The sequence below is a fragment of the Micromonospora sp. NPDC002296 genome, from assembly GCF_040296145.1.
In the GTDB taxonomy this organism is placed as follows: domain Bacteria; phylum Actinomycetota; class Actinomycetes; order Mycobacteriales; family Micromonosporaceae; genus Micromonospora.
The window spans coordinates 21460-48033 of sequence record NZ_JBEOWQ010000029.1 but is presented as its reverse complement, the minus strand read 5'-3'; the positions used below and the strand labels follow the sequence as shown (position 1 = coordinate 48033).

The 26574-nt window shown below is 71.8% G+C and carries 24 protein-coding genes; 18 read left to right on the top strand and 6 right to left on the bottom strand.

The features are described from left to right. Positions 1-7: 7 nt before the first annotated feature. The 12 genes from iolB to ABT023_RS21020 all read left to right on the top strand — a co-directional run bounded on the left by iolB (position 8) and on the right by ABT023_RS21020 (position 13484). Positions 8-850: a 5-deoxy-glucuronate isomerase gene (iolB, locus tag ABT023_RS21075; protein ID WP_350888098.1), complete on the top strand. Its 843-nt coding sequence runs from the start codon at positions 8-10 to the stop codon at positions 848-850. Next, positions 847-2724, top strand: coding sequence for a 3D-(3,5/4)-trihydroxycyclohexane-1,2-dione acylhydrolase (decyclizing) (gene iolD / locus ABT023_RS21070; protein WP_350888082.1), 1878 nt, complete (start codon positions 847-849; stop codon positions 2722-2724). The genes iolB and iolD overlap by 4 nt, the downstream gene beginning before the upstream one ends. After that, positions 2721-3680, top strand: a complete 960-nt coding sequence (locus ABT023_RS21065) for an inorganic phosphate transporter (protein ID WP_350888081.1) — start codon at positions 2721-2723, stop codon at positions 3678-3680. The genes iolD and ABT023_RS21065 overlap by 4 nt, the downstream gene beginning before the upstream one ends. Then, entirely contained in the window at positions 3677-4330 is a 654-nt protein-coding gene (locus ABT023_RS21060) for a DUF47 domain-containing protein (protein ID WP_350888080.1), read from the top strand. The genes ABT023_RS21065 and ABT023_RS21060 overlap by 4 nt, the downstream gene beginning before the upstream one ends. A 142-nt stretch (positions 4331-4472) precedes the next feature. Continuing rightward, the gene (locus ABT023_RS21055; RefSeq protein ID WP_350888079.1) at positions 4473-5663 is read left to right on the top strand and encodes an ABC transporter substrate-binding protein; all 1191 of its coding nucleotides are present in this window, start codon (positions 4473-4475) and stop codon (positions 5661-5663) included. A 73-nt stretch (positions 5664-5736) separates the two neighbouring features. Beyond that, positions 5737-7587 (top strand): ABC transporter permease, encoded by a 1851-nt coding sequence (locus ABT023_RS21050; RefSeq protein WP_350888078.1) that lies wholly within the window; start codon positions 5737-5739, stop codon positions 7585-7587. Positions 7588-7589: 2 nt separating this feature from the next. Next, positions 7590-8765 (top strand): ABC transporter ATP-binding protein, encoded by a 1176-nt coding sequence (locus ABT023_RS21045; protein WP_350888077.1) that lies wholly within the window; start codon positions 7590-7592, stop codon positions 8763-8765. Then, complete coding sequence (locus tag ABT023_RS21040; RefSeq protein ID WP_350888076.1) at positions 8762-9550, top strand: HAD family hydrolase; 789 nt, start codon at positions 8762-8764, stop codon at positions 9548-9550. Before ABT023_RS21045 ends, ABT023_RS21040 begins: the two co-directional genes overlap by 4 nt. Continuing rightward, entirely contained in the window at positions 9547-10392 is an 846-nt protein-coding gene (locus ABT023_RS21035; protein WP_350888075.1) for an inositol monophosphatase family protein, read from the top strand. Before ABT023_RS21040 ends, ABT023_RS21035 begins: the two co-directional genes overlap by 4 nt. Then, positions 10389-11234, top strand: a complete 846-nt coding sequence (locus ABT023_RS21030) for a Cof-type HAD-IIB family hydrolase (protein ID WP_350888074.1) — start codon at positions 10389-10391, stop codon at positions 11232-11234. Before ABT023_RS21035 ends, ABT023_RS21030 begins: the two co-directional genes overlap by 4 nt. An 8-nt stretch (positions 11235-11242) precedes the next feature. Continuing rightward, on the top strand, positions 11243-11935 hold the full coding sequence (locus tag ABT023_RS21025) for an MBL fold metallo-hydrolase (RefSeq protein WP_350888073.1): 693 nt from the start codon (positions 11243-11245) through the stop codon (positions 11933-11935). Positions 11936-11999: 64 nt separating this feature from the next. Then, positions 12000-13484: a CoA-acylating methylmalonate-semialdehyde dehydrogenase gene (locus ABT023_RS21020; protein WP_350888072.1), complete on the top strand. Its 1485-nt coding sequence runs from the start codon at positions 12000-12002 to the stop codon at positions 13482-13484. A 57-nt stretch (positions 13485-13541) separates the two neighbouring features. Here ABT023_RS21020 and ABT023_RS21015 read toward each other — a convergent pair whose 3' ends face one another. Continuing rightward, the gene (locus ABT023_RS21015) at positions 13542-14387 is read right to left on the bottom strand and encodes a helix-turn-helix transcriptional regulator (RefSeq protein ID WP_350888071.1); all 846 of its coding nucleotides are present in this window, start codon (positions 14385-14387) and stop codon (positions 13542-13544) included. 123 nt (positions 14388-14510) lie between these two features. Between ABT023_RS21015 and ABT023_RS21010 the strand changes: the two genes are divergently transcribed. Genes ABT023_RS21010 through ABT023_RS20990 form a run of 5 tightly spaced genes read left to right on the top strand, consistent with a single transcriptional unit; the run spans position 14511 to position 19094 of the window. Next, positions 14511-15512 carry an ABC transporter substrate-binding protein gene (locus tag ABT023_RS21010; RefSeq protein ID WP_350888070.1) on the top strand — a complete coding sequence of 334 codons (1002 nt, stop codon included), beginning with the start codon at positions 14511-14513 and terminating at the stop codon, positions 15510-15512. Next, positions 15509-16324 (top strand): siderophore-interacting protein, encoded by an 816-nt coding sequence (locus tag ABT023_RS21005; RefSeq protein WP_350888069.1) that lies wholly within the window; start codon positions 15509-15511, stop codon positions 16322-16324. The genes ABT023_RS21010 and ABT023_RS21005 overlap by 4 nt, the downstream gene beginning before the upstream one ends. Further along, positions 16314-17303, top strand: coding sequence for a FecCD family ABC transporter permease (locus ABT023_RS21000; RefSeq protein WP_350888068.1), 990 nt, complete (start codon positions 16314-16316; stop codon positions 17301-17303). Before ABT023_RS21005 ends, ABT023_RS21000 begins: the two co-directional genes overlap by 11 nt. Then, positions 17300-18325 (top strand): FecCD family ABC transporter permease, encoded by a 1026-nt coding sequence (locus tag ABT023_RS20995; RefSeq protein WP_350888067.1) that lies wholly within the window; start codon positions 17300-17302, stop codon positions 18323-18325. The genes ABT023_RS21000 and ABT023_RS20995 overlap by 4 nt, the downstream gene beginning before the upstream one ends. Continuing rightward, entirely contained in the window at positions 18318-19094 is a 777-nt protein-coding gene (locus ABT023_RS20990) for an ABC transporter ATP-binding protein (RefSeq protein WP_350888066.1), read from the top strand. The genes ABT023_RS20995 and ABT023_RS20990 overlap by 8 nt, the downstream gene beginning before the upstream one ends. 29 nt (positions 19095-19123) lie before the next feature. Here ABT023_RS20990 and ABT023_RS20985 read toward each other — a convergent pair whose 3' ends face one another. From ABT023_RS20985 to ABT023_RS20975, 3 genes are all read right to left on the bottom strand, one after another. Next, positions 19124-21022: an ABC transporter ATP-binding protein gene (locus tag ABT023_RS20985; RefSeq protein WP_350888065.1), complete on the bottom strand. Its 1899-nt coding sequence runs from the start codon at positions 21020-21022 to the stop codon at positions 19124-19126. After that, positions 21019-22725, bottom strand: a complete 1707-nt coding sequence (locus ABT023_RS20980; RefSeq protein ID WP_350888064.1) for an ABC transporter transmembrane domain-containing protein — start codon at positions 22723-22725, stop codon at positions 21019-21021. The genes ABT023_RS20985 and ABT023_RS20980 overlap by 4 nt, the downstream gene beginning before the upstream one ends. Before the next feature lie 83 nt (positions 22726-22808). Further along, positions 22809-23873, bottom strand: coding sequence for a P1 family peptidase (locus tag ABT023_RS20975; protein ID WP_350888063.1), 1065 nt, complete (start codon positions 23871-23873; stop codon positions 22809-22811). Between the two features lie 289 nt (positions 23874-24162). Between ABT023_RS20975 and ABT023_RS20970 the strand changes: the two genes are divergently transcribed. Continuing rightward, a complete protein-coding gene (locus ABT023_RS20970; protein WP_350888062.1) occupies positions 24163-25389 on the top strand; it encodes a M23 family metallopeptidase in 1227 nt (408 codons plus the stop codon). Positions 25390-25512: 123 nt separating this feature from the next. Here ABT023_RS20970 and ABT023_RS20965 read toward each other — a convergent pair whose 3' ends face one another. Together ABT023_RS20965 and ABT023_RS20960 are read right to left on the bottom strand one after the other, a co-directional pair. Next, positions 25513-26058 carry a hypothetical protein gene (locus ABT023_RS20965; RefSeq protein ID WP_350888061.1) on the bottom strand — a complete coding sequence of 182 codons (546 nt, stop codon included), beginning with the start codon at positions 26056-26058 and terminating at the stop codon, positions 25513-25515. Beyond that, positions 26055-26435 (bottom strand): hypothetical protein, encoded by a 381-nt coding sequence (locus ABT023_RS20960; protein ID WP_350888060.1) that lies wholly within the window; start codon positions 26433-26435, stop codon positions 26055-26057. The genes ABT023_RS20965 and ABT023_RS20960 overlap by 4 nt, the downstream gene beginning before the upstream one ends. Positions 26436-26574: the final 139 nt, after the last annotated feature.

Below are 26574 nucleotides of genomic sequence, written 5' to 3'. Positions count from 1 at the left end.
GAGCGCGATGCACATCTCCCGGGGTGCCACGACGACGCCGGGGTGGACCGTCCAGGTGACCCCGGAAGTGGCCGGTTGGACCTACTGCGGGCTGCGGGTGCTGGACCTGGAGCCCGGTCAGACGCGCGTCTTCACCACCGGTGACGACGAGATGCTGGTGCTGCCGCTGACCGGTTCGGCACTGGTCGACTGCGACGGGACGCGGTTCGAGCTCGTCGGCCGAACCAGCGTCTTCGACCGGGTCAGCGACTTCTGCTACCTGCCGATCGGGGCACGGGTGGAGGTGTCCAGCACGACCGGTGGGCGGTTCGCGCTGCCGTCGGCGCGGGCCGGACGCCGGCTGCCCCCGCGTTACGGCCCGGCCGAGCAGGTGCCGGTGGAGGTGCGGGGGGCAGGGACGGCGAGCCGCCAGGTGAACAACTTCTGCGCCCCGGACGCTTTCGACTGCGACAGGCTCGTCGCCGTCGAACTGCTCACCCCGGGCGGGAACTGGTCGTCGTACCCGCCGCACAAACACGACACCGAGGCTCCCGGCGAGGCGGTCCTCGAAGAGATCTACTACTTCGAGACGCGCGGCCTTGCCTACCAGCGGGTGTACGGCACCACCAACGTGCTGGCCGAGGTCGGTGCCGGCGACGTCGTCCTGGTGCCGAACGGCTACCACGGGCCGTCGATGGCCGCCCCCGGCTACGACCTCTACTACCTGAACGTCCTGGCCGGCCCGGCCACCGAGCGGTCGATGGCCTGCGCCGACGACCCCACCCACGGGTGGATCCGTAGCTCCTGGTCCGGCCAGCCGGTCGACCCACGCGTACCGATGACGACCTATCTGGGGAGGACCGGCGCATGAAACTCACCGTGGCGCAGGCGACCATCCGCTTCCTCGCCAACCAGTACAGCGAGCGGGACGGGCGACGACACAGGCTGATCGCCGGCTGTTTCGGAATCTTCGGCCACGGCAACGTCGCCGGGCTCGGCCAGGCGCTGCGGCAGGCCGAGCTGGACGGCGACCCGGGGATGACCTACTACCAGTGCCGCAACGAGCAGGCGATGGTCCACACCGCGGTCGCCTACGCACGGATGACCGCCCGGATGTCGACGTTCGCCTGCACCACCTCGATCGGGCCGGGCGCCACCAACCTCGTCACGGGCGCCGCCCTGGCCACCGTCAACCGGCTGCCGGTCCTGCTGCTGCCCGGGGACATCTTCGCCACCCGGGTGGCGAATCCGGTCCTTCAGGAGTTGGAGGATTCCCGCTCCTACGACGTGTCGGTCAACGACACGCTGCGGCCGGTGTCGCGGTTCTGGGACCGCATCAACCGCCCCGAACAGTTGCCGGCGGCGCTGCTGGCCGCGATGCGGGTGCTCACCGACCCGGCCGAAACCGGAGCGGTCACGCTGGCCATGCCGCAGGACGTGCAGGCCGAGGCGTACGACTGGCCGGACGAGCTGTTCACCGAGCGGACCTGGTACGTGCCGCGCCCGGTACCCGAGCCGGCCGCGCTGGCCCGAGCGGCGCAGGCCCTGCGCGGGGCACGCCGCCCACTCATCGTCGCCGGCGGCGGCGTGACCCACAGCGACGCCAATGACGAGCTCGCCTCCTTCGCCCGACGCACCGGCATCCCCGTGGCCGAGACCCAGGCCGGCCGCGGCGCGCTCCCCCACGACCATCCGTGCGCGGTCGGCCCGATCGGCGTGACCGGATCCACGGCCGCCAACGCCCTCGCCGCCGAGGCCGACGTGGTGCTGGGCATCGGCACCCGCTACGCGGACTTCACCACCGCCTCGCGGTCGTTGTTCGCCGAGCCGTCGGTGCGGTTCGTCAACCTGAACGTGGCTGCCTTCGACGCGGCGAAGCTCGGCGCGGTCAGCCTGGTCGCGGACGCGCGGGAAGGGCTGCGGGCACTCGACGCGGCGCTGCCGCGCTGGCAGGTGAGCGAGGAGCGCAGGAAGCGCGCCGTGACCCTGACCCGCCGGTGGGACGACGCCGTCGACGAGGCCCGCCGCCCCGGGCCCGGCCCCCTCACCCAGAGCCAGCTCATCGGCGCGGTGAACGACGCCGCCCACCCGGCCGACGTGGTCGTCTGCGCGGCCGGTTCCATGCCCGGCGACCTGCACAAGCTGTGGCGGCCGGCGAGTCCTCGGCAGTATCACGTCGAGTACGGCTACTCCTGCATGGGCTACGAGATCGCCGGTGGCCTGGGCGTGAAGCTGGCCCAGCCGGACGCCGAGGTCTTCGTTCTCGTCGGGGACGGCTCCTACCTGATGATGGCGCAGGAGTTGGTCACCGCCGTGGCGGAGGGACTCAAGCTGGTGGTGGTCCTGGTCGACAACGGCGGTTACGCCTCCATCGGGGCGCTGTCCGAGCAGGTGGGTGGTGCCCGGTTCGGCACCGTCTACCGATACCGCAACCCCGACTCCGGCCGCTTCGACGGACAGCCGCTGCCGGTCGACCTGGCCGCGAACGCGGCAAGCCTCGGCGCCGACGTCCTGACCGCGGACACCCTCGACGAGGTCCGCGCGGCGCTGGTGAAGGCGCGCGCCGCCGCCACCACCACCGTCGTGCACGTCCGTACCGAGCTCGGCGGGCCGGGGAGCCCGGACAACGACACGTGGTGGGACGTCCCGGTGGCCGCGGTGTCGACCACGCCGGACGGCCCGCCGGCCAGACAGCGGTACGTGGAGCGCAAGGCGACGCAACGCGGCCACTGGTCAGGTCTGTGAGCGTCGTGCTGTCCGTGCTCGCCGCCGTGTTCGTCTTCGTCTGCGGCGCCAACGACGGCGGAGCGTTGCTCGCCCTCGCCCTACGCCACCGCGAGGTCGCCGGCATCGCCATGCTCGGACTTCTTCTCGCCGCCATCGTCGCCGGTCCCCGCCTCTTCGGACTGGATGTGGCGCACGCGTTCACCGGCCGGCTGGTCGCCTCCGGCGATCGCGGCGGGCAGGCGATCGTCGTGATCGGCGTGGCGGCGGCGGTCGCACTGGTCCTGGTGCTGACGTGGCGAGGCGTACCGACGAGCGTGACCCTGGCGATCATCGGTGGGTTGGCGGGCGCCGGACTCGGGCTCGGGCTCATGCCGTCGTGGAGCACTCTTGCGACGATGCTCGGCATCGGCGCGGCCGCGCCCCTCGTCGGTGGGCTGCTGGGCTATCTGCTCGGCGTGCTGGCCCAGCGGGTCCCGACCACCGGTCGGGCATCGGCCACGGTCCGGCTGGCGCACGTCGGCGCGTTCGGCTGCCAGTGTCTGGCCTACGCGGCCAACGACGGGCAGAAGATGTTCGCGGTCGCCGCGGTCGCCGTCGCCGCCGTCCACGGCTCGGGCGAACTGTCGCTGCCGGTGTTGTCCGCCGTGGCGGCGCTGTTCGCCGCAGGGGCGCTGACGAGCCTGCGGCGGATGTCGCGCGGTGCCACGTTCAGCCTGTCCCCGCCACGTCCGTGGCAGATCGTCTCGGCCGAGATCGCCTCGTCCGCGGCGGTGTTCGGCACCGCCGGGCTGGGTGTGCCGGTCAGCATGACCCAGTCCGTGGCGGCCGGCCTGGTCGGCGTCGGCGCCAGCCAGGGCGCCCGGCGGGTCCGCTGGCAGTACGCAGTGCCGATCCTGATCTCGTGGCTGGTTACCCTGCCGGCCAGCTTCGGCATGGCGGCGGTGGCCGGGCTGGCCGTGCGAGGGCTCCGGTGACCGGCCGTCGGCTGCGCCGGCTCTGGCGGATCGTGGACGACCTCGCCGGTCGCTCCCACCATCGGGTCGTCGGCATCATGCTGCGCCAGCTCGAGCAGAACCAGGAGGCGGTGGACCTGGCCATCGACGTGGTCACCAGGGCCGTGCCGTCGGCCACGGGCCGGGCCCGGATGGGCGACATCGAACATGCCGGCGACGACCACCGGCGGCAACTCGTCGTCGAGCTCGCCGCCTCGCTCACCACGCCGATCGACCGCGAGGACCTGTTCCGGCTCTCCCGGTCGATCGACGACGTGCTGGACAACCTACGGGACTTCGTACGGGAGAACGACCTCTTCGGCGCGCCCACCATGGACGCCGCCGTGCCGGCGCTCATCGCCGTTCGGGAGGGGCTCGCGCTGCTGCGCCGCGCCCTTGCGCAGCTGGTCGACCATCCGACCGACGTCGCCGACCTCGTCCTGGCCGTGCGGAAGCGGGCCGGCGTCGTGCGTCGCGTGTACCAGGAGGCGATCGGCCAGCTGCTGGCCGGGGACGTGACCTCCGAGATGCTGCGGCAGCGTGAGCTGCTGCGTCGCGTCGACGTCGTCGGCCTGCGGCTGGCCGAGTGCTGCGACGCGCTGGCCGACGCGATGCTGAAGCGAATCGTCTGAAGGGCTGATGTACATATGTCTTGACAAAGATTGCCGCCGTATTACGCTCAGGACACTCCGCGGATGCGAATGCGTCTTCATCACATCCGACGGACGAGTTGGCTCTCACCCGCATGCTCCGCCACCGAGGAGGTTCGCGCACGTGGACAGCCGCCATATAACGACTCCGATCCGTCCCACCCGTCGCCTTGCCGCTGCCGCAGTCGGCATCGCCGCGCTCGTCGCAGCCGCCGCCTGCGCCCCGTCCAGCGGAACCAACGAGCCCGGCGCACTCCCGTCCGCCTCCGTCGACGCCTCCTTCGATCTCGACGCCCTCGTCGCGGCGGCGAAGAAGGAGGGCAGCGTCCTCGTCTACGACTCGACCGGCGACATCAAGAAGGTCGCCGAGGCATTCACCGCCAAGTACGGCATCAAGGCCGAGGGGGTGAAGTCCGACACCCAGAAGACCGCCGAGAAGCTCGTCCGGGAGAAGGAGGCCGGCAACGTCGCCGTCGACCTCACCCTCTTCTCCGACGGCCCGTTGCTGGCCGGCGAGCTGCTGCCCCGCCAGGTCGTCTACACGTGGCTGCCGCCGGATCTGATCAAGGACATCCCGGAGACCAACCGCAACCCGCTGTTGGTGCTGTCGAAGGCCAACGTCTGGGTGTACAACCCGAAGATCTACCCGAACGGCTGCCCGGTGAAGAACGTCTGGGAACTCACCGAGGACAGCTGGCGCGGCAAGGTGCTGCTACAGGATCCGCTGGGCAAGGCGACCATCGTGCAGTGGCTCAGCCAGAGCGCCGGCCACGGCGCCGCACCGCTCGCCGACGCCTACCAGCGGCACACCGGCAAGGCCCTGCAGACGACCGAGAAGAACGCCGGCTGGGAGTGGGTCAAGAAGCTGGCGAAGAACAAGCCGATCATCAACAGCGAGGACGAGAACATCGCCGCCGCCGTCGCCGCGCCGCAGCAGACCGAGGGTCGCATCGGCCTGGTGTCGATCGCGAAGTTCCGCGACGTCGAGGGCAAGGGCTACCAGATGGCCGTCTGCGAGGGCTTGAGCCCCTGGGTCGGGTTCTCCTATTCCAAGTACGTCGCGATCGCCACCGGGACGAAGCACCCCAACGCCGCCAAGCTGTTCGTCCACTTCGTCATGACGCAGGAAGGCATCAAGCACGAGATGGAGGAGGGCGGCGTCTCGGGCAGCACCGCCGTGCCGCCCAGCGACGGCAACCCGAAGGGCCTCACCGACTGGGGTACGCAGTTGTTCGTCATGGACCCCAAGGGCCTGCTCGACGACTACCAGAACACCCAACCCGTCCAGGACTTCTGGCGCGTGCAGCACAACTGATCCGGCGGGTGCCCACCGAGTCATCACGATCGGTGGGCACCATGGCTCTGCTTGAAGGGACAAGACACTCAAGATGGCAGTCATCGACCGCCCGGCACCGCCAGCGCCGCCGCCCACGCAGACGCCGGCCAGCCGTTGGGGCCGGATACGGTACCGGGCACGGGTCCTGCTCGCCGAACCGACCACCCTCATCGGCATTGCCCTGGTGCTCATCTTCGGTTACCTGGTCATCGCGCCTCTGGTGGCAATCGTGTCGGATGCGGCACGCGTGCAGTTCGGCGACGACAGCCGGGCCGGGGCACCGGCCGGCTCGCTCACGGGCTACTACCTGTGGCGGGTGTTCCGGTCACCGATCAGCGCAAGCCTGTTCTGGGAGCCGCTGTCACACACCGTGGTCGTCGGGCTCGGCGTGGTCGTGTTCGCCGTGGTGCTCGGCGGTTCGATGGCGTGGCTGGTGACCCGGACCAACGTGCCCGGCCGCAAGTTCCTCGCCGGCGCCCTCGTCGTGCCGTACATGCTGCCGTCATGGACGTTCGCCCTGGCCTGGCTGACCCTGTTCAAGAACGGCCGGTCCGGCGGGACCCCGGGTTTCCTGGAGACCTGGGGGGTCCGGACCCCCGACTGGCTCGCGTACGGCGCCGTGCCGATCATCGTCACCCTCGGCCTGCACTACTACCCGTTCGTGTTCCTGCTGTTCGGCAACGCGCTGCGGCGCATCGACTCGCAGTTGGAGGAGTCCGCGCGGGTGCTCGGCGCCAACAGGAGCCAGGGGATGCGTCACGTGGTCCTGCCGCTGCTGCTGCCCTCGCTCTCCTCCGCCGTGCTCCTCGTCCTCGGCCGGGTGCTGGGCACCTTCGGCACCCCGTACATCCTCGGTCTGCCCACCGACTACGCGATGTTGTCGACCAGCCTGTACCGCAGCATCCACACCCGGGCTCCCGGCGTGGCCGCCGTCATCGCCGCCGTCATCGTCCTGCTCGGGGTGCTCGTCGTGCTCATCGACATGCGCCTGGTCCGTGAACAACGCCGGTTCGTCACCATCGGCGGCAAGGGCAGCATGGACCGCGCCACCGACCTGCGCCGCTGGCGGTGGCCCGCCTACGGCCTCGCCATGGCCGTCTTCGTCACCAGCGTCGTCGTGCCGCTCGCGACCCTCGCCTTGTCCACGGTGACCTACGCGCCAGGCGTGTTCCGTGCCGACAACTTCACGCTGAAGTTCTGGACCGCCGAGTCGATCCCGGAGGCGGTCGGTTTCCCGCACGGCCTGCTGCGCAGCGATGACCTCTACGAGGCGATGTGGAACAGCCTGCGCATCGTCGGCATGGCGGCCCTGGTCTGCGGCCTCGTCGGGCTGATGGTCGGGTACGTGGTGGCCCGCTCGCCCAGCCGCCGGCTGTCGGGCACCCTGCGGCAGGTCTCGTTCCTGCCCTACCTGGTGCCGGGTATCGCCTTCGCCGCCGCCTACCTGACGCTGTTCGCCGTCCCGCGCGGCCCGATCCCGGCGCTCTACGGCACGACCCTCCTGCTGGTCGTGGTGATGGCGATCACCCACCTGCCGTACTCGTCGCGGTCCGGCATCTCCGCCATGATGCAACTGGGCCGCGAACCGGAGGAGGCGGCCCAGGTGGCCGGCGCCGGCTGGCTCACCCGGCTGCGCCGGGTCGTGCTGCCCATCCAGAAGGGCGCGCTGACCACCGGCGTGTTGCTGCCGTTCATCTCCGGGCTCAAAGAGCTGTCGATCGTCATCATGCTCACGACCGCGAGCACGCCCCTGCTGACCACCCTGTCGATCAACCTGGTCGACTTCGGATATCGGCAGCAGGCCAACGCGGCGGTACTCATCATCGCCGCGCTCTCGTTCACCGTCACCTACCTGGCCCAGCGGGCCACCAGAAGCAACCTCGCCACGGGCCTGGGAGGCTGAACATGCCGAACATCGAACTCATCGGCGTCGACAAGAGCTACGTCGCCGGCCAGTACGCGGTGCGTGACCTGCACCTGACCATTCCCGACGGTGGCTTCATGTGCCTGCTCGGCCCGTCCGGCTGCGGCAAGACCACGACCCTGCGGATGATCGCCGGGCTCGAGCAGCCCACCAGGGGCGACATCCGGGTCGGCTCACGGCTGCTGGACTCCGTGGGGCAGGGCCTCTTCGTGCCACCCGAGAAGCGGGGCATGGGGCTGGTGTTCCAGAGCTACGCGCTGTGGCCGCACATGACGGTCACCCGCAACGTCGAGTTCGGGCTGATGATGCGGAAGACGCCCACGGCGCAACGGGCACAGCGCGCCGCCGAGGCCATGGAGATGCTGCACATCGCCGAATATGCTGCCCGCTACCCCTCGCAGCTCTCCGGCGGCCAGCAGCAGCGGGTCGCACTGGCCCGGATGCTCGCGGTCGACCCGGAGGTCATGCTGCTCGACGAGCCGCTGTCGAACCTCGACGCGAGGCTCCGCCTCGAGATGCGCGCAGAGATCAAGAGAATCCACCAGCGCTCGCACGCCACCGTCGTACTGGTCACCCACGACCAGCTGGAGGCGATGACGATGGCCACCCACGTCACCGTCATGAACGAGGGAGTCGTGGAGCAGACCGGCACGCCGATGGAGGTCTACGAGCGGCCGGCGAGCGTGTTCGTGGCTGAGTTCGTCGGCAGCCCACCCATGAACACCATGCCGTTCGGGTCGGCCGACGTGGCCGGTCCCGGCGCCACCGTGGCGGACTACGTGGCCGCCCGGGTCGGCCGCCCGCCCACCGACGGAACGGGCGGTGTCCGGCCCGAGGCACTCAACATCGCGTACGCCGAAGCCGATGTTCCCGACGGCGTCTGGCGGGCGCCGGCCGTGGTCGACACGGTCCTGCCCACCGGCTCGGCCTGGACCGTGCAGCTGCGGTGCCACGGCGAACCGCTGTACGTCCAGTCCTACCGGAAGATCGAGACGACGCCGGGCGCCGAGGTGACCCTCTGGGCCGCCGCGGCCGACCTGCACGTCTTCGATGCCGACGGCCGCAGGATGACCGGCTGGGACCAGTTCCTGCGCGAACAGCGGGCCGGACAGCGTCCCGCCGCCGGACCGGCCGTCGCCTCCGGGTCCGGCCGGTGATCGCCGCACGGCTGCCCCGGCCCCGCGCGCTGTTGCTGGACTTCGGTGGCGTCGTCGTGCAGACCGCACGCCGGGACACCTGGGTCACCGACCTCGCCACCGAGGTCGTCGCGATGCTCGGCGCGGCCGGCTGCACCGAGCTGACCATCGACGACGTGGTCCGCGACGTCCGCGCCGCCGCCGCAGCCGACTCCGCGTGGAAGAACGCGATGTCGCGACTGTCCGCGCCGGCCGAGCTGACCTGGCGGGTGTTCTGGTCGGAGTTCGTCGCCGCCGACTGGCCCGATCAGGCGCGCGCGTTGGTGACCAGCCAGGCGTGGTTCCTGTGCCGACGCCAGGGTGAGCTGCGCTCGACGCGGGTCGCCCGCAACGGCATCGAGGATCTGCTCCGGGGCGCGCGGGAGCGGGACATCCCGGTGGCGATCGTCAGCAACGCGATGTCGGGCATCGTGCACCGGGACTGGCTCGCCCAGGCCGGCCTCGACAAGGACCTGGCGTTGCAGCTGTACAGCGACGAGCTCGGCATCCGCAAACCCAATCCGGAAATGATCCGCCTGGCGTGCCGCGCGCTCGCGGTCGCGCCCAGTGACGCGTGGTACGTCGGCGACAACTTCGACCGCGATGTCGTCTGCGGGCGCCGGGCCGGGGTCGGAGTGACCGTCCTGATGACTGCCCGCTCCACCCACGACCTGCCGTTCGTCGTCGCCCAGACGCCCGACGCGGTCGTCGACGACCCAGCCGAGCTGCTGCGGCTGCTCACCCTCACCGACGAGAGGCACGAATGACCACGATCGACGTGACCCGCTCCGCCCAGCTGGCGGAGGTGGCCGCCGAGGCCGCCACCGCAGTCGGTGACATGCTCCGGGGGGCGTTCCGCTCCCGACCCGAGGTCGACTACAAGCGCGATCGGCACGACCCCGTGACCGTGCACGACAAGGCGGCCGAGGCGCGGATCCGCGAAATAGTGCTCTCCGCCGAGCCGGACAGCCGCATCGTCGGCGAGGAAGGTGGCGCGGTCGGCGAGGGCCGCGTCGAATGGCACGTCGACCCGATCGACGGCACGGCGAACTTCGCCCACGGGCTCCCCTTCTTCTGCACCTCGATCGGTGCGGTGGTCGACGGGCGGGTCGTCGCCGGAGCGATCTACGACCCGCTACGCGACGACCTGTTCACCGCCACGCTCGCCGGGGCCTGGCACAACGGACAGCCGCTGGCCAGTGTCGGCGCCGACGCCGAGCAGCAGGCGCTGCTGCTGACCAGCTACCCGAGCGCACGCGAGATCAGAGCCGCGCCCGAACGGGCGGTGCGACGGCAGACCGACCTCATCATCGAGTACCAGACGCTGCGTCGGATCGGCAGCGCCGCACTGAGCCTGGCGCATGTCGCGACCGGCTGGGCGGATGCGGCGCTCGGTATCGGGGTCAGCAGCTGGGACGTCGCGGCCGGCTCGCTGCTGGTGACCGCCGCCGGCGGCCACTACCTCGGCCTGCGCCCGAACGACGTCGAGACGGACCAGGCGGCATGGCGCGAGCGCGGCTACTTCGCCACCGTCGGCACGCTCGACCCGGCCGGATCGACCGCTATCGAGGCGTTCGCCGACACTCACCGGGCGGTTCCGCTGACATGACCAGCTCCGACACCCGCCTGGGCCCGGGTACCGCACTGCGGTACCGCTGGATCGTCACCGACCTCGACGGCACACTGGTCGACCGCGACCTCGCGATGGTCCCGCGTAGCCGCGCGGCCCTACAGGCATTCCGCGGCGCCGGCGGCCAGGTCGTCATCGCCACCGGCCGCAGCGCCGCCTCGTGCCGGCGCTACTACGACGAACTAGGTCTCACCGGACCGGCGATCCTGCTCAACGGCGCGCTCATCGCCAACCTGCACACCGGTGAGGTGCTGCACGCGAGCCGTTTCGACGAGACGACGTGGACGGCGGTCCGCTCGTTGGTCGAGACGCTTCCGCCCGACGTCGCCGCCGTCGCGTTCGTCGGTGAACGGGCCCTCGCCACGTACCAGCCGGCCTGGGTCGACACCTATGCCGCCCGCGACCGCGTCACTGTCGAACACATCGAGAGCTGGCACGACATCGACGGCATCAGCAAGGTCATGCTGCTGTGCGCCGACACCGACGCCGCGCACCGCATCGCCGCGGTCGCCCACAGCGCCGCCCCCGAGGTGACCGTCGTGATGTCCGAGGCCACCTACGTGGAACTGCTCCCCGCAGGCGTGGACAAGGGCGTCGCGCTGCGCTGGCTCGCCGAGCACGAGCAGGTGGCCCTGGCCGAGGTCGCGGCCGTCGGTGACAACCCCAACGACGTGCCCCTGCTGCGGGCCAGCGGATTCGGCGTGGCGGTCGGCGACGGACACCCGGAGGTCCTGGCCGCGGCCTCCGCGGTGGCGGGCACCTGCCTCGAAGGCGCCGTCGCCGACGTCGTCGCCATCGCCACCGCCCCGGCCGCCGAATGAGGCTCACCGTGATCGGCTGTTCGGGCTCCGCGCCCGGCCCGGACGCGGCGTGCTCCTGCTACCTGGTCGAACAGGACGGCTGGCGGCTCCTGCTCGACCTGGGCACCGGAGCGGTGGGGCCGCTGCAGCGGTACGCCCCCGTCACCGCGCTCGACGCCGTCTTCGTCACCCACGCGCACGGGGACCACTGCGACGACCTCACCGCACTGGCCTACCTCCGATCCGCCGCGGGCGACGCCGGGTCGCTGCCGGTGTACGGGCCGGCCGCCGTCGAGAGCCGGTTGGCGGAGCGGCTTCCCGCCCATCGGAAGCTCACCTTCGGGCCCGCCCCCGAACGCATCGGCCCGTACCGGGTACGTACCGCTGTCGGTCGGCACCAGGTGGAGAACTGGGCTGTCCGCCTCGACGACCAGCTGTGTTACACCGGCGACAGCGCACCCTGCGACGCCCTCGACGACCTGGCCCACGGATGCGCCGTCGTGCTGGCCGAGGCGTCGGGCTTCGACGACGAGCCCGTACCGAACCATCTGACTGCCGGCGACGCCGGCAGGCTCGCCCGCCGGGCGGGAGCCCAACTCCTCGTACTCACCCACATCCGGCCCTGGCACCGGGATCGGGTCGCCGACCTGCTGGCCGAGGCCGCCCGGCACAGCTCCTGCCCCGTCCTCCTCGCCACTGCCGGCCTCACCCTGAACCTCTGACGGAGCCGTCCGGGTGGTGTCGCCGGCCCGGGCCTCGGTCAGCCTCCGTTAGGAAAGGAACACCATGCGCAGCATCGAGCACTGGATCGACGGCAAGCCGACACGACCCCTGTCGGGCCGCACCGCCTCCGTCTGGAATCCCGCCACCGGCCAGCCGCAGGCCACGGTGCCGCTGGCCAGCTCCGCAGAGGTCGACACGGCTGTCGCCGCCGCGGCGCAGGCGTGGCTCTCGTGGCGGGAGACCTCGCTGACCGCCCGGACGAAGGTGCTCTTCGCCTTCCGCGACCTGGTCGAGAAGCACACCGACGACCTGGCCCGCATGATCACCGCAGAGCACGGCAAGGTCCTCGACGACGCCCGTGGAGAGGTGACCCGTGGCCGGGAGGTCATCGACTTCGCCTGCGGCATCCCGCAGCTGCTCAAGGGCAGCTACTCCGACCAGGTGTCCAACGGCGTCGACTCGTACACGTTCCGGCAGTCGCTCGGCGTGTGCGTCGGTATCACGCCATTCAACTTCCCCATCATGGTCCCCCTGTGGATGCACCCGATCGCCATCGCCTGCGGCAACTCCTTCATCCTCAAACCCAGCGAGCGTGACCCCTCCCCGTCGAACCTGATCGCCGAGCTGTACGCCGAGGCCGGGCTGCCGGCCGGCGTGTTCAACGTGGTTCACGGGGACAAGGAGGCCGTCGACCGGCTGCTCGACCATCCCGACACCGCCGCGGTGTCCTTCGTCGGTTCCACGCCGGTCGCACGCTACGTCCACCAGCGGGCCGGCGCCTCGGGCAAACGGGTCCAGGCACTCGGTGGCGCCAAGAACCACGCCGTCGTGCTTCCCGACGCCGATCTCGCCGACGCCGCCAGGCAGATCACCGCTGCGGCCTACGGCTCGGCCGGGCAACGGTGCATGGCGATCTCCGCCGTGGTCGCCGTCGGCTCCGCCGCCGATGAGCTCGTGTCCCTGCTCACCGAGCAGGCACGCCGGGTACGCGTCGGGCCCGGGGACGCGGAGAGCAGCGAGATGGGACCGGTCATCACCGCCGAGGCCCGCGACCGGATCACCGGGTACGTCACCCGGGCCGCCGAGGCAGGCGTCCCCCTGATCGTCGACGGGCGTGAGGCACCCGTCCGCGACGGTTTCTTCGTCGGCCCGACCCTGTTCGACACGGTCAGCACCGACGCCGAGGTGTACCGCGACGAGGTGTTCGGACCCGTGCTGGTCGTCGTACGCGCCGCCGACTTCGACGATGCCGTGCGCATCGTCAACGCGAGCGAGTACGGCAACGGCGTCGCGCTGTTCACCGGAAGCGGGGCGGCGGCACGCCGGTTCGCCCGTGCGGTGACCGTCGGCATGGTGGGCGTCAACGTGCCCGTCCCGGTGCCGATGGCCTACCACTCGTTCGGCGGCTGGAAGAACTCCCTGTTCGGTGACACGCACGTGCACGGCCCCGAGGGCGTCAACTTCTACACCCGGGGGAAGGTCGTCACGACCCGGTGGCCCAGCGGAGCCCCCTCGGCGGTCAGCCTGAGCTTCCCCACCACGAGCTGACGGCTCCCGACCGGGGACGACGGTTCCGCTGCTGACGTGGACGGCCCCGGGTTCGCGCTATCGGGGTGAGCGGGACAACAGCAGGGACGCGGCGTCGTCGTCCCCGGCGTGGATCATCGCCGCGGCGCGGCCCGGCGTGCAGCCGTACTCCCGGACGAAGGCGGAGATGAAGGCGGACGGGCTGGCGTACCCGATGCGGCGGGCGACCTCGCCGACCGGTCGGGTACGCAGCAGCGTCAGCGACGCGCGCAGCCGCAGGCCGCTCCGCCACTGCGAGTACGACATGCCGAACTCGCGGTCGAAGTCACGTTGCAGCGTCTTGACGCTGACGTGCAGTCGCTCGGCCCACTCGTCGAGGCGGGTGGGGTCGCCGGGGTCGTTCGCCAGCGCCGTGGCGACCGTCACCGCGACGCCCGAGCCACCGGCCTGCCGGTCGTCGGCCGGGTGGGAACGGGGGTCGAGCCCGGCCATGATCCGCCTGCGGGCCTCGGGCGCGCCGCGCTCGTCGTACTCCCGGTCGGCGAGCGCCAGGACGAGGTCCGCCGCTTCGACGTCGATGCGGGCGGCACCGGCCCGGAGGCCGTCGAGAGCGGCGGGCACCTCGCGCAGGCAGATCCGGTAGACGGTCTGCCGGTCCGCCGCGTGCACCTCGTGGGTCACCGCCCGCTGGACCCAGAAGGTCTCCCCCGGGCCGATGGAGGTGACGCCCCGGTCGTGTCGGGCGGAGAGCACGCCGTCCGGCGACCAGTAGAGCTGGTGCAGGAAGTCCTGCCGGTTCTCGCCGAACGCCAGGCGGGCCGCCGAGCGGTATCTCAGGACGAGGATCCCGTCGGGGCGCCCGAGGCCGTAGCCGAACTCCTCGCAGCTCACGGGATCCGCCGCGAGTGGGGCCGCGACGGTCACGCTCTGACCTCTCCTCGACATGGGTTGACCTCTCGTCGACATCCCGAAAGCGACAGTAAGGGTAGCCTAAGCTTTGCAGCCCAGCGGGGTTGCCACCCCTGTAGTCCCTCGAAGGAACAGTAGATGTCCGTACGACAGCACTGGCGTCCGGCCGTCGCCGCAGCCCTGGCACTCGCCGTGGTGACCGGTTGCGGATCCGGCTCCGAACCCGCCGCCAAGTCCGACGGCGGCTCCGGAACCCGCGTCTTCGCCGCCGACAACGGTGAGATCAAGATCCCCACCGCCCCCGAGCGCGTGGTCGCCACCGGCTACGCGGTGCCGGCCCTCATCGAGGCGGACGCCGCCCTGGTGGGGGTCTCGACCTGGAAGCGCGGCCTGGCGATGATGACCGAGCAGGACCGCGCCACCTACGAGCGGCTGCCCAAGGTCGCGGGAGAGTCGGCCGCCGAGACCAACTACGAGGCCATCGCCGCCGCCAAGCCGGACCTCATCGTGATCGGTGTGCCGAAGCCGGTCCTCGCCGACGTCGACCTGAAGCGCCTCGAGAGCATCGCGCCCGTCGTGGCGATCGGCCCGACGGTTCCGGACGCCTGGCGCGAGCTGTCCCGCCGCCAGGCCGACGCCGCCGGACGCACCGAGCACTTCGAGGCGGCCAAGGACGCGTACGAGAAGAAGGCCGCAGAGCTGAAGGCCAAGTACGGCACCGCGCTCGCCAGCCTGAAGTTCGGGCACCTGGGCGCCTACGGGGACATCTCCAAGGGCACGTTCCACCGGGAGTTCGCCAAGTCGTGGGGCACCAACATCGCGCAGGACGTCGGCGTGACCTACTACGGCGAGGTCAAGAAGAAGGGCGGCGGCGGACTCGACGTGACCGAGTACCCCTCGCTCGAGGAACTGCCGGAGAGCCTCGGCGAGGCCGACGCCGTCACGTACACGCTCCAGCCCGACGGCACGCCGGCAGAGGCGGTGAAGCAGGTGATCGACTCCGCGTTGTGGAAGAACCTGCCGGCGGTCAAGGCCGGCCGGGTCTTCCCGCTGCAGTACACGGAGGCGGCTACGTACGAGTCGGCCCTGAAGACCCTCGACTCGATCGACAAGGCGTTCACGCCACTGCTCAACCGATGACCGTCGACCGCCGCGACCCGGCTGCCCGGGTCGCGGCCCACCACCACACGGGCAGCGGCACCACGCGGATCGGGTATCCGATCGGGGTACGTAACGTCCGGGTCCTCACCCGGCAGCAGCTGACCCCACGGATGCTGCGACTGACCCTCGGCGGCCCGGCCCTCGCCGGTTTCCACACCTACCAGGCGGACGACCACGTCAAGATCGTCTTCCCCGACCCGGACGGCACCCGTCGCGATCCCGTCCCGAACGCGGACGGGATGCTCGACTGGCCGCGCCCGCTGCCCACCACCCGCAAGTACACGGTGCGACGGTACGACGCCGCCGCCGGGGAGATCGACCTGGACTTCGTGCTGCACGACGGCGGCGTCGCCTCGACGTGGGCGGCCTCGGCGGCGGTGGGCGAGGAGGTCACGATCGCCGGCCCACCCGGAGCGAAGGCGTTCCCGCACCACTACGACCACTACGTCTTCGCGGTCGACACCACCGCCCTGCCGGCCGTCGGCCGGTGGCTGGAGCACTCCCCCGCCGACGTGTCGGCCCACGTCGTGGTCGAGATCGACGACGTTGCGGAACAGGGCTACCCGCTGGCGTCGCGCGACGGGGTGGCGGTGACCTGGCTCGCCCGCGAGGGCGCCCGCTCGGTGCTCGCGGAGACGGTGCGGTCGCTGCGCCTCCCGGCCGGGCGGAGTTTCCTCTTCGCGGCCGGCGAGGCGACCGACGTCAAGCCGCTGCGCTCCTGGAGCAGGGAGCACATCGACTCGCTGATCACCGGGTACTGGAAACGCGGAGTTGCCGGGCTTGAAGACTGATCCGTCCCGCCGCACGGCCCTCCTGCTCGTGTCCGTCGCGCTGCTCGTCGTCGCGGCGGGCGCGAGCATGGCCGTGGGTGCCCGGTCCGTCGCGGTGGGCGAGGTCTGGCGGGCCCTCACCGACTTCGCCGGCACCGCCGACCACCTCGTCGTACGCGACATCCGGCTGCCCCGCACGATCCTCGGCGTCTGCGTCGGCGCCGCCCTCGGCGCGGCCGGCGTGCTGATCCAGACGCTGACCCGCAACCCGCTGGCCGAGCCGGGCATCCTCGGCGTGACCGCCGGGGCCGGCTTCGCGATCAACCTGGGTGTCCTGGCGGGCGTCGCCGGCTCACAGGCCGGACAGCTCGTGCTCGCGGTCGCCGGCTCCGCCCTCGCCGCGATCGTGGTCTACGCCGTCGGACGGACCTCGCCGCTGCGGTTGGTCCTCGCCGGCGTCGCCCTGAGCTGGGTCCTGATGGGCGTGTCGCTCGGCCTGCGGCTGACCTTCCCCGACGTCTTCGACCGGTACCGGTTCTGGTCGGTGGGGGCGCTGGCCGGCACCGAGCAGACGCCGTTGGTCGTGCCCGTGCTGGTGACCGTTGCCGCCCTGGTCGCCGCGATGGCCGCGACCGGGCCGCTGAACGCCCTGGCCCTCGGCGAGCACGTCGCCCACTCGCTCGGCGCCCACGTGACGCGGATCCGGGTCACCGTCCTGGTGCTCGTCACCCTGCTCACCGGTGTCGCCACCGCCGTCGCGGGGCCGATCGCGTTCGTCGGCCTCATGGTTCCGCACCTGGCCCGGCGGCTGGCCGTCGACTCGGTTCCGTGGATCATGGCGTACTCGATGCTGCTCGGCCCGGTCCTGCTGCTCGTCGCCGACATCGGCTCGCGGGTCCTGCTGCCCACCGGCGAGGTCCCGGTCGCGATCGTCACGGCGTTCCTGGGTGGCCCGGTGCTGATCTGGGCCGTCCGTCGCTACGGGGCGGGGGCGCTGTGAGCACGGTGACGCTGCGGGCGGGGCCGGTCGTGGTCCGGGTCGAACGACGTACGGTCGCCGTGTCGTCGGGGCTCGTCGCGGTCGCGACCGTCCTCGCCCTGGTGGCCCTCTGCTACGGGCAGGCCTGGGCCAGCCCGGCGGAGGTGTTCACCGCCCTGACCTCCGGCGGCGGCGAGTCGGGTTTCGTGATCAGGGAGTGGCGGTTGCCGCGGGTGACCGCGGCGCTGGTCTTCGGCGCCTCCCTGGGTCTCGCCGGAGCGATCTTCCAGAACCTGACCCGCAACGCGCTGGGCAGCCCCGACGTCATCGGACTCGACGCGGGCGCCTACACCGGCGCCCTGGTGGCGATCACGGTGCTGAACGGCACCGCCGGGCAGCTCGCGGCGGGCTCGGTGACGGGCGGACTGCTGGCCGCGGCGGTGATCTACCTGCTGTCGCTGGACTCCGGGCTCAGCGGCCTCCGGCTGATCGTCATCGGAATCGCCGTCAACGCGATGCTCACCGCCCTGAACTCCTGGATCGTGCTGCGGGCCGAGCTCGATGTGGCGCTCGCCGCGACCGGCTGGAACGCCGGCTCGCTCAACGGCATCGACTGGGCGGAGGTGCGGCTGCCGTTCGCCATCGTCGCCCTGCTCGTGCTGCTGCTCGTCGTGCTCTCGAACGCCATGCACCAGGCGGCACTGGGCGACGAGATCGCCCGCACCACCGGCGTGCGCCTGGGCCGGCTCCGGCTGCTGATGGTCCTTGCCGGCGTGGGCTGCACCGCCACCGTGACCGCGGTCGCCGGGCCGGTCGTGTTCATCGCCCTCGCCGCGCCCCAGATCGGCCGGCGGCTCGCCCGGGCCGCCGGCGTGCCCCTGGCCCCGGCGGCGCTCACCGGCGCGGTGCTGCTCCTGGCCGCCGACCTCGTCGCCCAACTGCTGTTGGCGCCGGTCGCGCTGCCGGTCGGCGTGGTCACGACGGCGATCGGCGGCTGCTATCTCATCTGGTTGCTCGGCATGGAGGTGAAACGGAGTGGGTAGCCGTCTGACCGCGGAGGACGTCACGCTCGGCTACGGGGAGCGGGTGGTGTCGGCGCGGGTGAGCCTGGCCGTGCCGGACGGCGCGTTCACGGCCATCGTGGGGCCGAACGCGTGTGGGAAGTCGACGCTGCTCAAGGCGTTCGTCCGACTGCTCACACCGTCGTCGGGAACGGTCCGCCTCGACGGCCGGGACGTCTCCGACCACCGCCCGAAGAGGTTCGCGCGACAGGTGGGCTTCCTGCCCCAGGGCCTGGTCGCCCCGGAGAACATCGTCGTCCGGCGGCTCGTGGCCCGGGGCCGTTACCCGCACCAGTCCCTGCTCGCCACCTGGTCGGCCGCCGACGAGGAGGCCGTCCGTTCGGCCATGGCGGTGGCCGGCGTCACGGCCCTGGCCGAACGGCCCGTCGAGGAGTTGTCCGGAGGACAACGGCAACGGGTCTGGATCGCGATGGTGCTGGCGCAGGAGACGCCCTACCTGCTGCTCGACGAGCCCACCACGTTCCTCGACATCACCCACCAGTACGAGTTGCTGGCGCTCTTCGCGCGGCTGCGCGACGAGGGCAGGACGATCGTCGCGGTCCTGCACGACATCAACCAGGCCTGCCGTTTCGCCGATCACATCGTGGCGATGAAGGACGGCCGGGTCGTCGCGCAGGGCGCACCGGCCGACGTGGTGGACGCGGCCCTCATGCAGGAGGTCTTCGGCCTGCCGAGCATCGTGATGGCGAACCCGGTGACCGGCACCCCGATGGTGGTGCCGACCGTCTGACGCGCGACCGTGGGCAGCCGGAACCACCGTCAGCTCTCCCGCGGCGCCGACACCTGGACGTACTCCTCGCTCTCGCGTCCTTGCGGGACCACGAGACCGGGCGTGCTCCAGGAACGCCACAGCCGGCTGTACCCGCCGCCCGCCTCCAGCAACTGGCCGTGCGTGCCGTGCTCGGTGATGCGCCCGTGCTCCAGGACGACGATGCGGTCCGCGGTGGCCGCCTGGCTGAGCCGGTGGGCGACGATCAGCGTGGTGCGGCCCTCGGTGGCCGCCGTGGCGGCGCGGTCGAGGTCGCGCGCGCCCGCGCTGCCGGCCTCCGCGGTGGCCTCGTCGAGGACCGCAACCGCGGGGTCGGCGAGGACGAGGCGGGCCAGGGCGAGCTGCTGGGCCTGGGCGGCGGTGAGCTGCCGTCCGCCCTCCCCCACGCTCGTGGCAAGGCCGTCGGGCAGGGTACGGAGCAGGGCGGTGGCGCCGACGAGGTCGAGGGCTGCGGTTATCTCGGCGTCGGTGGCGTCCGGGGCGGCGAGGCGCAGGTCCTCGCCGAGCGTCCCGGCGAAGACGTGCACCTCCTGGCTGATCAGGGCGATCTCGCGACGGACGCGGTGCTCCCCCAGTTGCGCCAGCGGCACGCCGCGCAGGCACACCGAGCCGCGGGTGGGCGCGATGATTCCGGCGGCGATGCCGGCAAGTGTGCTCTTGCCTGCTCCGCTGGCCCCGACGAGGGCGACGCGTTCCCCGGGTGCGAGACGAAGGACGATGTCCCGCAGCACCACTGGTCCGTCGTCGTAGCAGTGCCGGGCGATGACCACCTCCAGCGCCACGGGCTCAGGCTCGCCCGACCCGGCCGACGCGGACCGTCCCCGACGAGCGGGCCCGGGTCCGTCGGGGGAAGCCGGGCCGTCGGGGGAAGCGGGGCCGGGCAGTGCGGTGACGCCGACGAGCCGGGCGAGGCTCGCCCCGGCCTGCAGCACGGAGTCCGACTGGAGCAGCAGCAGGCCGATGGGGTTGAAGAGGCGGTGGAAGTAGAGGGCGGCGGTGGTGGCCGCTCCCACGGTGACCAGGTCGTCGCGGACCAGCAGGAAACCGGCGAGCAGCACGGCGGCGAGCCCCACGAACTCCGACCGGTTCATCCGCAGCCCAAGACGCGTGTGGAAGTTGAAGATCTCCAACGACAGGTCGCGGGCCACGGCAGAGCGCTCCGCGATCCGGGCGACGTGGGCATCCTCCATCCGGTAGGCGCGCACGGTCGCCGCCCCACGAAGCGCCCCGGCCATCGCCTGAGCCCGCTCGCCGGTCGCCACCCGCTCGCGCGCGTAGTACGGAACCGAACGCCTCAGGTACCAGCGCAGCGCCAACGCGTAGGCGGGGGCCGCGGCCAGCCCGGCGAGACCGAGCCGCCAGTCGAGGGCGAAGAGCCCCGCCGCGGTCAGCACGATGGACAGCAGCGCGCCGAGGAAGGCGGGTCCGCTGGTGCTGATCACATTCGTCGCCACGGCCACGTCGTCGCCGGCGCGGGCCACCAGGTCCCCGGTCCCGGCTCGCTCCAGCGTGGCTGACGGCAGGTGCAGGGCGCGGTCGAGGACCCGCTCCCGCAACCGCGCCAGCACGGTCTCGCCGAGGCGTGCCGCGACCGCGGCACCGGCCGCGGTGAGGAGCCCGGCGAGCACCGCCGCGCCCGCGATCACGCCCGCCCAGGCCACGATCCGTGGCGTGTCGGCCCCGTCGATGACGTCGTCGACGAGGCGACCGAGCACCCAGGGGGCGAGGAGCCCGGTCGCGGCTGCGGCGACCAGCAACGTGGCGGCGGCGACGCTGAGCCCGGGCAGCCGGGCGAACTCCGTTCGGAGGGCGGCCCAGGTCTGCCGGGCGGTGGCCGTCGGCAGCAGTTGCCTGGGTTCAACGCCGATCGTGGTCGACTCGTCGGTCACCGCAGGACCTCCTCCCGGTAGCGGGCGTCGCTGGCGAGCAGTTGGTCGTGCGGGCCCTCGGCGACGACCCGCCCACGGTCGATCACGGCCACTCGGTGCGTGATCCGCAGCAGAGCCGGACTGTTGGTGATCAGCACGGTGCCGCGGGCCTCCGCCCCGCGAGCCGAGGCCAACCCCTCGGCGACCATCAGCTCGGTCACCGCGTCGACCGCCGTGGTGGGGTTGTGCAGCACCAGTACCGGCGGGTCGGCGGCGAGGGCCCGGGCCAGCCCGATCCGCTGTCGCTGCCCGCCGGACAGGTTCGCCCCCCGCTCGGTGAGCAGGCGGTCGACCCCGTGCGGGTGCGCGGCGAGCACGTCCTCGGCCGCCGCAGCCCGCACCGCGGCGTGCAGCACCGTCTCGTCGATGCCGGCGTCCGCGGCGAGATTGGCGCGCAGCGTCCCCTCGAACAACGCCACGTCGTGCTGCTCGACCAGGACCGTGCTGCGCAGGGCGTCGATGTGCAGCTCCTCGGCGGGCACGCCGTCGACGTACAGCGTTCCCCGGTAGTCCTCCCGGGGAACCCGGCCGGACAGCAGCGCGACCAGCGCCTCGGCCTCGCTCGGGTCGTAGGCGAGCACGCCCAGGACCTCACCGGCGTCGACGCGCAGGCACACTCCGTCGAGTCCGGCGTACCCGATTGTGTCGAGGGCGAGGCGCGACGGGTCCGGGGCAGGCTGCCCGGCGGTTCCCGGCCGGGTGAGCGGCGGGGCACCGAGGACCCGGGCGACCCGCCCCGCGGAGGCGCGGGCCATGGCGAACACCTGTACGCCGTACCCGAGCGTCTGCACGGGCTCGGCGATGAACTGGGCCAGCCCGACGACGGCGACGAGCTCGCCGATGGTGAGCCGGCCCCGCAGCGCGAGCCAGCCGGCGACGCCGGCGACCGCCGCGAGGAAGAGGCCGTTGACAGTGGTGGTGAGCCCGAGGTGCAGGCCCTTGGTGGTGGCGGCACGCAGGGTGACCTGGAGGGCGTGCCGGCTGGCGGCCGCGTACCGGCGTGCGGCGTGTTCCTGTGCGCCGATGCCGCGCAGCACGCGTAGGCCGGAGACGAGGTCCACGGCGAGCGCGGTGGTGGCGGCGAGGGCCTCCTGCTGGGACGCGCTGCGCCGGGTGAGCAGCGGCGCCATCCGTTGCAGGGCGACGACCAGCAGCGGCACCCCGACGAGCACCCCGAGCCCGAGCGGGACGTCGACGACGAGCAACGCGACGGCCGCGACCACGAGTGCGGTGAGCGCGGCGGCGCAGAAGCCCGCGACCCGTACGACGTGGGCGGACAGCTCGGCGTCGGAGGCGGTGACGGACAGCAGTTCGCCGTCGCGCATGCCCGATCGGCGTCCGCGCGGGTCGAGGGCGCTCCCGGCGATCTCGACCCGCAGGACGTGTGCCTCCTGCTCCACGGCGGCGAATGCCTGGCGGGCGCCGGTTCGGTAGGCGAAGGCGAGAACGGTGAACAGGGCGGCGAGACCGGCGAGCGAGAGCAGCAGCGCGCGCACGTCCCCGGTGGCGACCGCGCGGTCGATGATCACGCCGATGGCGACCGGGACGAGGGCCTCGGTGGCCTGATGGACGCAGAGCAGCGCGATGCCGGCCACCACGCGACCGCGCTGGCGGCGCAGGGCGCGGCGCAGCACCACCCGACCGCTGATCTCATCGCCGGCCATGAGCGTCAGGCCCCCGCGAGAACGAAGGAAAATGTGTACACGAGCTGCGCCCTCCCAGCGATCAAGGGACAGGTTAGCCTGCCCTAATGCCCGGCGGCGCCGGGGCCTTGGCGCTGCCCGGCACGGCCTACGGTGACGAGCCGCTGGAGCACGCGGTGGTGCGGGACGGCATGCTGCACCCGGCCGCGCACACCGGTGGTGGTCACGGCCATGAACAACGAGTTGAGCAGTGCCTCCTCGACCGAGTCCATGACGGCGGCGAAGAGCGGATCGATCATCGCCTCGGGTAGCGGCTGCTGCGGTTGCGGTGCCGTGGTGAAGGCGATCGCGTAGTCGCCGCTGCCGTGGGTGTACGCCGCACCCACCCGGGACATGGCGAAGACGGCCCGGCGGGCGAGCCGGCCGAGCTGGCGGGCGTCCACCGGCGCGTCGGTGGCCACGATGATCATGCACGAGTTGCCGGGCGGCTCCTCCCGGTCGTGCTGCGGCACCAGTTCGGCGGCGGGCATCGGGACTCCCAGCACGGTGAGGATGCCGCTGAAGTTCGACTGGACGAGGGCGCCGACGGTATGGACGGAGCCGTCGACGCCGACCCGTCGCGACGAGGTGCCGATGCCGGCCTTGAAACCCAGGGCTGTCGTGCCGGTGCCCGCGCCGACGCAGCCCTCCGCCGGCAGCCCGGCCGAGGCGTGCTCGACGGCAGCGAGCACGTGCTCCTCGGTCACCGGACGACGGCGGATGTCGGACAGGTGGGCGTCGTTGGTCTCCCCGACCAGCGGATTGAACGACACTCCGGCCGGATGCCGGTCCATCAGGTAGGTGAGCAGGGCGTCCGCGGCGCGGAAGACCGACAGGGTCGCGGTCAGCACGATCGGTGATTCCAGGACCCCGAGTTCGTCCACCTGCGTCGAGCCGACGAGCTTCCCGTAGCCGTTCCCGACGTACACCGCGGCCGGCAGCGCCGGGTGCCCGGCGCTGAGCCGGCGCGGCACGACGGCGGTGACGCCGGTGTGCAGGTCGGCGCCGTCGTCGACGGTGACGTGACCGACCAGGACGTCGGCCACGTCGGTGATGGCGTTGAGCGGGCCGGTCGGCAGGGCACCGACGGCGATGCCGAGGTCCCGTGTCCGGCGTGGTTTCTGGTCCACCGCACTCCTGTCGTCGTGGTCAGCCTGGCACGGTACCCACGACCGTCGGTTCGGCGTACCGGCCCGGTCCAGGTTCGCACCGGCACGACGTCGGGCGGTAGCCGGGAACCAGGAGTGCGCGTCTATATTCACCCGCAGCGTTATATCGATGTCGAGAAGATCGCGGGAAGGGCACAGCGTGACTGGAGAGACAGTGGGGAGGCGGCTGCGAGCGCTCGTGGTCGCCGCGGCCGTCCTGTGCGGACTTGCGCTCGTGCCGGCCCAGCCGGCGACCGCTCAGACCGGCGCGATGATCCAGCCGGTGGGCGGGCGGGTCACCGGAGTGCTCTCGAACAGGTGCGGCGGCATCGACAGCGATCACTACGGTGCGGACATCGCGGGAAACAGCGGGATGGCGATCGGCGCCGCCTACACCGGCACTGTCACCTTCGCCGGCTGGACCTCCGGCGGGGGCAACATGGTGACGGTCTCCCACGCCAGCGGTTACCAGACCAGATACCTGCACATGGTGCAGCAGCCCGCCGTCGCCGTCGGGCAGCGGGTCGGGCAGGGGCAGGTGCTCGGGTACGTCGGCAGCACCGGCAACTCCACCGGCCCCCACCTGCACTTCGAGATCCGGCGCAACGGCGCGGTGTACAACATCACCCCGGCCTACGCCTGCGGCGGCACGGTCACCAAGGGCGCTGCCATCAACCTGGCGTTCGAGGACCTGACGCCGACCGATGAGGTCCCCGACCGGTTCGCGTTCGTGAACTCGGCCGGCGTGCTGCACGCCAAGGACGGCGCGTACTCGTCGTGGCAGGCCGTCAACGCCGGCGGAGCCACCAAGGTCGTGCTCAGCGGAAACTGGATCGGCTGGCTGCAGGCCGGCAACTTCTACGCCAAGGACGGCATCTACGCCCCATGGCTCACCATCGCCGGAGGCGGACAGGTACGCGACATCGCCATCACCGGCAACCGGTTCGCGTTCGTGAACTCGGCCGGCGTCCTGTACGCCAAGGACGGCGCGTACTCGTCGTGGCAGGCCATCAACGCCGGCGGAGCCACCAAGGTCGCACTCAGCGGAAACTGGATCGGCTGGCAACAGGCCGGCAACTTCTACGCCAAGGACGGCATCTACGCCCCATGGCTCACCATCGCCGCAGGCGGACAGGTACGCGACATCGCCATCACCGGCAACCGGTTCGCATTCGTGAACTCGGCCGGCGTCCTGTACGCCAAGGACGGCGCGTACTCGTCGTGGCAGGCCATCAACGCCGGCGGAGCCACCAAGGTCGCACTCAGCGGAAACTGGATCGGCTGGCAACAGGACGGCAACTTCTACGCCAAGGACGGCATCTACGCCCCATGGCTCACCATCGCCGCAGGCGGACAGGTACGCGACATCGCGGTCAGCGGTCAGGACTGGTTCGCGTTCGTCGGCGGCGGCAACTTCTTCGCCAAGCAGGGCGCCTACGCCTCGTGGTTGACCATGAGCGGCGGAGGGCAGGTCAGCAGGATCGCCATCACCACCTGACGGACACGCCACGCCCAGCCCGGGCGGTGAGAGCGAGGGTTCGCTCCCACCGCCCGCTGGGCGTCGAGCTGCCCAGCCCGGGCGGCCGGGCCTCCCCCGAAGATGCGGGCACCCTGAGATCGGCTACCCGAGCACGACCAGTTGGACCGCGATCAGGACGTCGAACACGCCGCACCACTCGGCGTACGAGCGGGCCACGACCCTGTCGCGCTTGAGGTGGACGAAGTCCCAGATGCCGTGGAAGAACCAGCCGGCCGCCACCAGGTAGCGGCCCAGGTCTGGGTCCACGGCCAGTCCGAGGAGGGCGAGCGCGCCGAAGGCGAGCATGCCCAGCGCCTGGATCCGGATCGTGCCGGGCCGCAGCGCGTGCCCACCGATCGCGCTCCAGATCAGCGCGCACAGGGCGATCGGGACGATGACGGCGGTCGCGGGGACTTCCGCCAGCCGCAGTCCCGTGGTGAGAAGGAAGCTGGCGACCAGCACGATCCAGGAGAGGCGCCGCCTTCCCGCCCTGGCGACGACCAGGTAGAGCAGGGGCAGGATCAGGAGTATCTCGCCGAGCCCGGCCACCTGGCCGGCGTGGTCGCCGCCGCCCAGGGTCAGCGCGGCCGACGCGAGGGCCAGCAGCGTGGGCCAGCGCCGACCCAGGGTGTGGATGGCGCGGCTCATCGCGCGTACTCCTCACGGCGGCGGAGCATGACGAGGAGCATGAGCGGCAGCATCACGACGTGGGTGGCGATCATCAGTTGGTCGCCCGAGATGACGTTCAGCCAACTCAGTGGCGCGAGAACGACGGCCGGTGCGAACATCGCGCCGGTCATCTCCAACGTGCCCGCCCAGCCGTGGCCGCGATACCGCATCCAGCCGACCATCCCGACCGACATGTCGAACGCCATGGCCAGCGCGGCGATCTCGGGGTGCCGCGCCGCCGAGTGGTCGACGCCGGCGAGGGCGAGGACCCCGGCGCGGGCCGCGCCGAGGACCAGCATGCCGACCACCATCGCGGCGACCATCTCCAGGTAGTGCCGAACGAAGTGACGCCTCATCTGACTGCTCTCCTCCGGGGATGGACAAGGGGTGTCCCTGCACCGTCCACACTGGGCGGGGCGACGGACCGCAGGTAGTGCCGAACCCACACGTGGAGGCGTGGGCCCGTCACGAGATCTCATGACACCTGTCACGTCG

Excerpts from the sequence above, each read along its gene's own strand:
- iolB (WP_350888098.1), top strand. The coding sequence starts at position 8 with ATGCACATCTCCCGGGGTGCCACGACGACGCCGGGGTGGACCGTCCAG.
- iolD (WP_350888082.1), top strand. The coding sequence starts at position 847 with ATGAAACTCACCGTGGCGCAGGCGACCATCCGCTTCCTCGCCAACCAG.
- ABT023_RS21050 (WP_350888078.1), top strand. The coding sequence starts at position 5,737 with ATGGCAGTCATCGACCGCCCGGCACCGCCAGCGCCGCCGCCCACGCAG.
- ABT023_RS21045 (WP_350888077.1), top strand. The coding sequence starts at position 7,590 with ATGCCGAACATCGAACTCATCGGCGTCGACAAGAGCTACGTCGCCGGC.
- ABT023_RS21035 (WP_350888075.1), top strand. The coding sequence starts at position 9,547 with ATGACCACGATCGACGTGACCCGCTCCGCCCAGCTGGCGGAGGTGGCC.
- ABT023_RS21030 (WP_350888074.1), top strand. The coding sequence starts at position 10,389 with ATGACCAGCTCCGACACCCGCCTGGGCCCGGGTACCGCACTGCGGTAC.
- ABT023_RS21020 (WP_350888072.1), top strand. The coding sequence starts at position 12,000 with ATGCGCAGCATCGAGCACTGGATCGACGGCAAGCCGACACGACCCCTG.
- ABT023_RS21010 (WP_350888070.1), top strand. The coding sequence starts at position 14,511 with ATGTCCGTACGACAGCACTGGCGTCCGGCCGTCGCCGCAGCCCTGGCA.
- ABT023_RS21005 (WP_350888069.1), top strand. The coding sequence starts at position 15,509 with ATGACCGTCGACCGCCGCGACCCGGCTGCCCGGGTCGCGGCCCACCAC.
- ABT023_RS20980 (WP_350888064.1), bottom strand. The coding sequence starts at position 22,725 with ATGGCCGGCGATGAGATCAGCGGTCGGGTGGTGCTGCGCCGCGCCCTG.
- ABT023_RS20970 (WP_350888062.1), top strand. The coding sequence starts at position 24,163 with ATGATCCAGCCGGTGGGCGGGCGGGTCACCGGAGTGCTCTCGAACAGG.
- ABT023_RS20965 (WP_350888061.1), bottom strand. The coding sequence starts at position 26,058 with ATGAGCCGCGCCATCCACACCCTGGGTCGGCGCTGGCCCACGCTGCTG.
- ABT023_RS20960 (WP_350888060.1), bottom strand. The coding sequence starts at position 26,435 with ATGAGGCGTCACTTCGTTCGGCACTACCTGGAGATGGTCGCCGCGATG.